Genomic DNA, 8,081 nt, shown 5'->3' with positions numbered 1-8,081 from the left:
CCAAGGGCGTTCAGGACATTGTAGGAGGCATTGACCTCATGCGCCGCGGCGGAAATCTGGAACAGACCCCAAGCCTGGTCGACGCGGATGTTGCCGACCACCTCGGGCGCATGGACGCCGGCGTAAGCGTTGCCCGTGTTCAGCGTGGCGTTCAGCGGCAGCGACAGGTTGTAAACCGCGGTGCGGTCCCATACCGTTGGATCGTCGAGGCCGATGGTGCCGGTCACTCCGTTGCCGAAATCCGCAGTGTATTGGATGTTGTTGACGCCGGTATCATTGTTCTGGCCGCCGAGCAGGAAGTCCGTGATGTTGCCGGGGAAGCCCTGCCAAGGCGAGGAGTAGGCAGACGCCGACTGACCGAAGGTGAAGCCTGCGAACTGGATAAAGAGGAACTGGATGGTAGTAACGCCGCCGCCGGGAGTGTCGAGCAGTTGCGAGTTTGCGACCGGCAGCGAGCCGTTGATCGAATTCGGGTTGAAGGTGTTGTTGCCGAGCGTGCTGAACTGAAACCGGCCCTGCCCGAAGGTACGGACTACGCCATAGTCGGTGGCGGTGCGGGTGTCGATTGACAACAGCATACGGGAGCGGGCGGCGAAGTAGTCGAAGTAGCGGTTACGTTGTCCTGCGTCGCCGTTCCAGGCCGGCGAGCCCTGCACACCGCCATTGAATGTGGTGTCGACCCGGAGATAGCCACCGATCTTCATGCAGGTGTCGGTACCGGGGATGAAGAAGAAGCCTGGGCCGTAAGCCGAGCAGATCTTCACATATTCGATGGGCTTCGCCTTGATCGGAAGATCGGCCGCATGCGCACCGCTGGCTGCCATCAGCCCCACGGCGGTGCCGAGGATCAAGGTTCTCATTGTCGCCATTGCTGGCCTCCACTGTGAACTGCACGCCCCATACCCACCCGGCGAGCCCTAGCGCGGGACTTTATGTCGCAGTGTGACGGCCGCATTACATGAGGAGGTTCGCGCGGTAGTGTGACTTTACCGCAACGCAGCAAGCACTCGCCCGAGGCTGCGGCTGCGGCGACTGGCGGATGTGGCCTCATCGACTTCCCAGATGCAGTTGCAAATGAGTTGCAACAAAAAATGTTTTCCGGCATTGTGGCATCATGGATGCCCGATCGCCCCGACTGATCCCCGACACCGTAACGCAGGTGCTGCCGACCTCAACCGGATGGCGCGCCGATGCGCCGGATACCCGAAGCCTCCCCGAGGTGAACTCGACGGTCGAGATTCCGACGGCGGGCCGGTGGTGGCGCCGGCTGCTTGCCTTTGCCGGACCGGGCTATCTCGTGTCGGTCGGCTATATGGATCCCGGCAATTGGGCGACCGACCTCGCGGGTGGCTCGAAGTTCGGCTACACGCTGCTTTCGGTCATCCTGCTGTCCAACCTGATGGCGATCCTGCTGCAGGCGCTCGCGGCCCGGCTCGGCATCGTCACTGACCGCGACCTGGCGCAGGCCTGCCGGGCGACCTATTCGCGCCCGGTGAACTTCCTGCTGTGGATCGCCTGCGAAGCCGCGATCATCGCCTGCGACCTGGCGGAGGTGATCGGTACCGCGATCGCGCTGAAGCTCCTGTTCGGCATTCCCCTGATCGGCGGCGCGCTGATCGCCGCGCTCGATGCCTTTCTGCTGCTGCTCCTGATGAACCGCGGCTTCCGCTTCCTGGAAGCCTTCGTGATCGCGCTTCTGATCGTGATCGCGACCTGCTTCGCGATCCAGGTCTCCGCCGCGGCGCCGCCGATTGCCGCGATGCTGCGCGGCTTTGCGCCGTCGAGCGAGATCTTCACCAATCCCGAGATGCTCTACATCGCGATCGGCATCATCGGCGCGACCGTGATGCCGCATAATCTGTATCTGCATTCGTCGATCGTGCAGACCCGCGCCTATGAGCGCAGCGAAGAGGGGCGGCGGGACGCGATCAAATGGGCGACGACCGACTCCACGATCGCGCTGATGCTGGCGCTGTTCATCAATGCCGCGATCCTGGTGGTCGCGGCCGCGACCTTCCACCGGAGCGGCCATTCCGATGTCGCCGAGATCGGCCAGGCCTTCGAGCTGCTGTCCCCGCTGCTTGGCCTCAGCATCGCCTCGACGCTGTTCGCGGTGGCGCTGCTCGCCTCCGGCCTCAACTCGACGGTGACGGCGACGCTCGCTGGCCAGATCGTGATGGAAGGCTTCCTCAGCCTGCGGCTGCCGAGCTGGGCGCGGCGGCTGCTGACGCGGGGCATCGCGATCGTGCCGGTCGTGGCCGTCACCGCGCTTTATGGCGAGCGCGGCACCGCCGAGCTCCTGGTGTTCAGCCAGGTTATCCTCTCGATGCAGCTTCCGTTTGCGGTCATTCCGCTGGTGCGGTTCGTGTCCGACCGGCGCAAGATGGGCAAGTTCGCGATATCGATGCCGGTTGCTGCGGTCGCCTGGCTGGTGGCGAGCGTTATCGTCATCCTGAACGTGAAGCTGCTGTTCGATACCTTCTTCGGCTGAGCGCCGGTCAATCCTGCGGCTCTGACGCCATGTCGCCGGCCGCGTCGACCCGGAGCCAGCCGCTCGGCGCGAGGCGCTGCTGCGGCAGGAAGCGCGCCTTGTAGTCCATCTTCTTGGAGCCCTCGATCCAATAACCGAGATAGACGTAGGGCAGTCCGAGCCGGCGCGCGCGGGCGATGTGATCCAGGATCATGAAGGTGCCGAGCGAGCGGTTCTCGAACGAGGGCTCGAAGAAGGAATAGACCATCGACAGGCCGTCGCTCAGCACATCCGTCAGCGCCACCGCGATCAGTTCCTCGCCGCGACCGGTGATGCCGCTGTCGATGCCGCGCTTGCGATACTCGATGATCCGGGTCTCGACATGGCTGTCCTCAACCATCATCGCGTAGTCGAGCACGGTCATGTCAGCCATGCCGCCGTGGCGGTGGCGCCGGTCGAGATAGGCGCGGAACACGGAATATTGTTCGGAGGTCGGCACCGCGGAACGCTGCTCGCCGACGAGGTCGGCGTTGCGGGCCATGACCTTGCGGAAGCTGCGCGAGGGCCGGAACTCATTGGCGATCACGCGCACGGATACGCAGGCGCGGCACTGGTCGCAGGCCGGCCGGTAGGCGATGGACTGGCTGCGACGGAACCCGCCATGGGTGAGCAGATCGTTGAGATCGCCCGCTTTGTCGCCGACCAGATGCGTGAACACCTTGCGCTCATGGCGACCTGGCAAATAGGGGCAGGGCGACGGCGCCGTCAGGTAAAACTGCGGAGTATCACGCGAATGCTGGGTCACGACGGGTCGTCAGGCCTCCGAAACAGCCCCCCAGCATCGCGCCCCGGAGGCTAGCGGTCAATCACCTTGCTGGGCTCAATTGGCTGGCTCAATAAGTGTGCGCTGCGGATGCCGCGTGAGCGCGGGCCGAGCTGTTGATGATAACGGTTCCGAGCACGATGTCGTGCAGCAAACGCCGCCGGCTGTTGAAGAGGCCGAATAGCAGCACAAGCGGCGAGAGGAACGAGACCGACAACCAGAACAGCACCGCATGCATGGCGCCGAGCACGAAATAGCCCGGTGCCCCGTACCAGGTGCGCAGCTCCAGATCCATCATCCGCATCCCGACGGTCGCCGAAGAGGCACCGCCGATCGACGCGCCGTAGTAGACGACCGCCCAGACGATCGTGGCCGGCCACGCCAGCCAGAACAGCGCCCAACCGAGGCCAAGGGTGAGCAGGCCGAAGACGGCAATGAAAAGATACCCAAGGATGACGGGGACCGAAAGCACAACCAGGTCGATGAGGAAGGCAAATACCCGCCGGGTCAGCACGCCGCGGAACAGTTCCGGCTCCAATCGCGGATCGAACGCATGCGGCGGCACGCCGCCGTCGTTACGCCAGGCACCGTAGTTACCCGAACCGCCGTAAGACATAATCTCCCTCCGACTGGGACTATCCCGGGCAGGACATGGGAACGGGCTGCCCGGGTGCCAAGGTCCGGAACCCCAGCAAGCGCAAATTATCGGCGATTCGGAGGCTATGGCGAGTAGGGAGTGGCGAATAGGGAAATCCTCCATTCGCTACTCGCCATTCACTATTCGCGCTCCCTCAGCTTTTCCGCGGCTTGCGGTGCAAAATACGTCAGGATGCCGTCGGCGCCGGCGCGCTTGAAGCCGACGAGGCTCTCCATCATCGCGCGCTCGCCGTCGATCCAGCCATTGCGCGCGGCGCCCGCGATCATCGCGTATTCACCTGATACCTGGTAGACGAAGGTCGGCATCGCAAACGTGTCCTTCACCCGGCGCACGATGTCGAGATAGGGCATGCCGGGCTTCACCATCACCATATCGGCGCCTTCAGCGATATCGAGCTCGACCTCGCGCAGGGCTTCGTCCGAATTGGCGCTGTCCATCTGGTAGGTGCGCTTGTCACCGGTCAGCGTCTTGGCCGAGCCGATGGCGTCGCGGAACGGTCCGTAGAAGGCGGAGGCGTATTTCGCCGCATAGGCCATGATCTGGACGTCGCCAAAACCCTCGGCGTCGAGCGCCTCGCGGATCGCGCCGACGCGCCCGTCCATCATATCAGACGGCGCGATGATATCGCAGCCGGCCTCGGCCTGCACCAGCGCCTGCTTCACCAGCACCGCGACCGTCTCGTCGTTGAGTATCTTGCCGTCCTCGATCAGCCCGTCATGGCCATGGCTGGTGAAGGGATCGAGCGCGACGTCGCAGAGCACGCCGATGTCGGGGAATTCCTTCTTGATCGCACGCACCGACTGGCAGACGAGATTGTCCGGATTGAGTGCCTCCGAGCCCTCCTCGTCGCGGAGCGACGGCTCGGTGTAGGGAAACAGCGCGATGCAGGGGATATTGAGCTTGGCCGCGCGCTCGGCGTCGCGCACCGCCTGGTCGACACTTAGTCTGTCCACGCCCGGCATCGAGGCGACCGGAGTGCGGACATTGTGGCCGTTAACGACGAACAGGGGCCAGATCAGGTCGTCCGTGGTCAGCACGTTTTCGCGCACCAGCCGCCTGGCCCATTCCGCCTTGCGGTTGCGGCGGGGCCGTATGGTCAAATCCAGCGGCGGGGAGGCGAGGGCGGTCTGCCGCTTTGGCGCATCGCGCAGTTCGATCGGGCGCCCGAATTTGATCGCCATGGGCTTGTTCTCCTGAAGTCGGCAGGCGGATTTCGATTTGATCTAATTCTAGCATCCTCGTCCAGTAACGTCACGGCGCCGTTGATCTGCCGCAACTGCAATTGATTTTGCCGGCCGGGCGGGCCAAGACTGCGCCGATGACCCATTTCGCTTCCACGGACAGCTCCCGCGATGTCTGACACCTCCGCGCGCGACCAATCGCGGGACAATGCGATATCGGTTGCGGCGATGTCGTCGGACCGGATCCAGCGGGACGAGAATGTATGGACCCGGCGGCTCGTCTTCTTCCTCCGCATCATGGCCGTGGTCTCGATCGCCAAGGGCCTCTACCACTGGGCGCAGGTGACGGGATTCGTCGGCTCCGAGGAGGAGGCCTTCGAGAACCAGTCGATGGCCTGGCAGACCGCGACCATCTACTTCGCCGTCATCGAGCTCGTCGCCGCCGTCGGGCTGTGGCTCGCCACGCCCTGGGGCGCGGTGGTGTGGCTGACCACCGTCGTCTCGATGGCAGTGATCGAATTGATGTTTCCGAACATCTACGGCGGCAGCCTGACGGTGGTGGTGTTCGAAGCGCTGATGCTCGCCGGCTATCTCGCGCTCGCCTGGATGGCCGCACGCGAACGGCCGCCGTAGCGCGCATTAACGTGCGTGTGCAGGAAACACGATCGGCGCCGCGAAAATTTTCAGAAAATTTCACGGTAACCCTTCGCTCACCGTAAAGGGTTCCCTCATATCTATTACGCGGTCGTTTCGAATTTGAGCGAAGCTGTTTCCGATTGTGACAGGGCATGCAGACGAAGCGTGAACAGGAGCGCTCCACCGTCAATGAAGGGTTGCGAAAAGTCCTTGATTGACGGGCTTAATCCGCGATTCACTGTCTTAAATTCATGATCTCTTTATTGTCTTATTTAAGCTGATGTTCAAACGGCCCCCTTAAGTTGAACCTATCAGGCGGGACACAAGTTTCGTCGAATAAGTCGATAAAACGACAACAGGGGAAGTGTCATGATCAAAGCCGTTGCCTCAACGGCGGTGGAAACCGCTGATCGCGCCGCCGGCCAGCCGACGGTTCAGTCGCTCTATCTCGAAGCCCTTACGCTGGTGGAGCGGCTGCATCGCCGGCTGCTCGACGTCATCAAGGACGAGTTCGACCGCCGCGGGCGCGCCGACATCAATTCGGTGCAGGCGCTGTTGCTCTACAATATCGGCGACAAGGAATTGACCGCGGGTGAGCTGCGCACGCGCGGCTACTATCTCGGCTCCAACGTCTCCTACAATCTGAAGAAGCTCGTCGAGCTCGGCTTCCTCGATCATCAGCGCTCGCGTGTCGATCGCCGCTCGGTGCGTATTCGCCTCACGCCGCAGGGCCAGGAGATCCGCCGCATCGTCGATGCGCTCTACCAGAAGCACGTCAAGACCGTGGAGCAGGTCGGCGGCATCTCGAACGAGGAGTTCTCGACGCTGAACAAGTCGCTGCACCGGCTCGAGCGGTTCTGGACCGACCAGATCCTCTATCGCCTCTGACACCTTCAAGACTTCGCACCTCCAAGACTTCAACACCTCCAAGACTTCAACACCGCCAAGACTTCGCCAGATCCAGGACTTCGCCAGAGCGGCCAAGCCGGCCCGATAGAAGACCGGCAAGCCGTCATCCTCCAGCAAAGCGCATCGACTGTGCCCGGTCGGTGCGCTTTGTTTTTGGCACCGCAAAAAGAGTCTCGCGGAACAGGGAACCAGTTGCGCCCTCGCGCTTTATCTCGGGCTATGGAGAGCGAGATGCTGGTCGAGCGCGGAATGTGGGCGATGAATGTCGAAGTGGTCGGCGAGGCCTACGCCATTGCCTCCAACTATCTGCGCAGGACCGGCACCATTCCGGACAGTTATGCCACCAACGAGCAATTGCTCACGATCATCGTGCAGATGTTCCGGCGCGGCGAAACCAACAGGATCAAGCTCGCCAACAAGGCGATCGCCGAGTTCGAAGCAGCACAGCTCGTGATCTGATCATTCCCAATCGGAGAAAGTGATGGAAGCCGCGATCGATCGCATCATGCACACCTATGACCTCCTTGCGAACCGCACCGCCGCGGCGAGCGACGAAGCGCGGGCGAAGGTGACGGAATATGTCCGCACCTTGTTCGAAGCGGGCGAGACCGACCCGCACCGGTTGACGGTCTGCGGATTGACGTATTTGCGCCAGCTCGACGGTTCCACCGATCATGTGAAGGCGGGGTTTACGGGGCTGTAGTGTAGCGCGAGTTGTCGCCGCATCCTCTGTAGGGTGGCCAAAGGCGCACTTGCGCCGTGCCCACCACCCAGTGCTGTACTCGCGATGGTGGGCACGCTTCGCTTTGCCCACCCCTACGGCGTCGTCGCAGACTTCATGATTCGAATGTCAAACAGCTCTCCGCTGTCATCGTCCGGCTTGACCGGACGATCCAGTATTCCAGAGACGCCTGAGCTTAAATCGAGAGGTCGCCGGTTACTGGATGCCCCGCCTTCGCGGGGCATGACGGTGGAGTTGGTGAGAGGATACGAGTCCGCATTCTCGCGGCGCTTTGCGTCCGAGCTTTGCGTTCGTTTCACCCTCTCATCGAGCAGAGGGCGCAGGGAAAGCCGGGTGCCGGTTGCACCCGTGGGTCCCGTGCAACAAAAAGCACGGGGGTAGGACCACAGGTTCAACCGAAGCATTCCGGCTTTCCCTGCGCGATGGTTTTAACGATTTCCTTCGTGCTCTCCCCGGTGACCGGGCTTTCTTGCCACCGTCATCTCTCGCGCGAACTTGTTCGCGCAAAAAACTTAGCGCCAGCGTCGGGGCGCCAGGACCACACGACTTCGCCGTCCGCGAATGCCACGCTCGTCAGTCGCAACACCCGCGTCCACCGCATCTCACCGCAACGTTCGTGACGATCGCGAGCCGCCCCTCATTCGCGTGAGACGCGCGGAGTT

The 8,081-nt window shown here is 62.6% G+C and carries 9 protein-coding genes; 5 read left to right on the top strand and 4 right to left on the bottom strand.

The features are described from left to right. The coding region (locus OZ411_RS25635; protein ID WP_282530183.1) for a porin at positions 1–869 on the bottom strand (869 nt) is incomplete at its 3' end. A gap of 245 nt (positions 870–1,114) precedes the next feature. Here OZ411_RS25635 and OZ411_RS25630 point away from each other — a divergent pair. Beyond that, entirely contained in the window at positions 1,115–2,491 is a 1,377-nt protein-coding gene (locus tag OZ411_RS25630; protein WP_282530182.1) for an Nramp family divalent metal transporter, read from the top strand. 7 nt (positions 2,492–2,498) lie between these two features. Here OZ411_RS25630 and OZ411_RS25625 read toward each other — a convergent pair whose 3' ends face one another. The 3 genes from OZ411_RS25625 to hemB all read right to left on the bottom strand — a co-directional run bounded on the left by OZ411_RS25625 (position 2,499) and on the right by hemB (position 5,132). Further along, a complete protein-coding gene (locus OZ411_RS25625) occupies positions 2,499–3,275 on the bottom strand; it encodes an arginyltransferase (RefSeq protein ID WP_130582038.1) in 777 nt (258 codons plus the stop codon). A gap of 88 nt (positions 3,276–3,363) precedes the next feature. After that, positions 3,364–3,909 (bottom strand): RDD family protein, encoded by a 546-nt coding sequence (locus OZ411_RS25620; protein ID WP_282530181.1) that lies wholly within the window; start codon positions 3,907–3,909, stop codon positions 3,364–3,366. Between the two features lie 161 nt (positions 3,910–4,070). Further along, positions 4,071–5,132, bottom strand: coding sequence for a porphobilinogen synthase (gene hemB, locus OZ411_RS25615; protein WP_282530180.1), 1,062 nt, complete (start codon positions 5,130–5,132; stop codon positions 4,071–4,073). A 171-nt stretch (positions 5,133–5,303) separates the two neighbouring features. On the opposite strand from hemB, the gene OZ411_RS25610 reads away from it, so the two are divergent. The 4 genes from OZ411_RS25610 (at position 5,304) to OZ411_RS25595 (ending at position 7,380) form a co-directional block, all read left to right on the top strand. Then, the gene (locus tag OZ411_RS25610) at positions 5,304–5,765 is read left to right on the top strand and encodes a DUF6163 family protein (protein ID WP_130584251.1); all 462 of its coding nucleotides are present in this window, start codon (positions 5,304–5,306) and stop codon (positions 5,763–5,765) included. 372 nt (positions 5,766–6,137) lie between these two features. Next, entirely contained in the window at positions 6,138–6,656 is a 519-nt protein-coding gene (locus tag OZ411_RS25605; protein WP_130584250.1) for a MarR family winged helix-turn-helix transcriptional regulator, read from the top strand. Positions 6,657–6,908: 252 nt separating this feature from the next. After that, positions 6,909–7,136 carry a hypothetical protein gene (locus OZ411_RS25600; RefSeq protein WP_282530179.1) on the top strand — a complete coding sequence of 76 codons (228 nt, stop codon included), beginning with the start codon at positions 6,909–6,911 and terminating at the stop codon, positions 7,134–7,136. A gap of 22 nt (positions 7,137–7,158) precedes the next feature. Then, entirely contained in the window at positions 7,159–7,380 is a 222-nt protein-coding gene (locus OZ411_RS25595; RefSeq protein WP_130584248.1) for a hypothetical protein, read from the top strand. The last annotated feature ends 701 nt before the right edge of the window (positions 7,381–8,081 follow it).

This window comes from Bradyrhizobium sp. Arg237L (assembly GCF_029990105.1).
Classification (GTDB): domain Bacteria; phylum Pseudomonadota; class Alphaproteobacteria; order Rhizobiales; family Xanthobacteraceae; genus Bradyrhizobium.
This window is presented reverse-complemented; position numbering and strand designations above follow the sequence as displayed.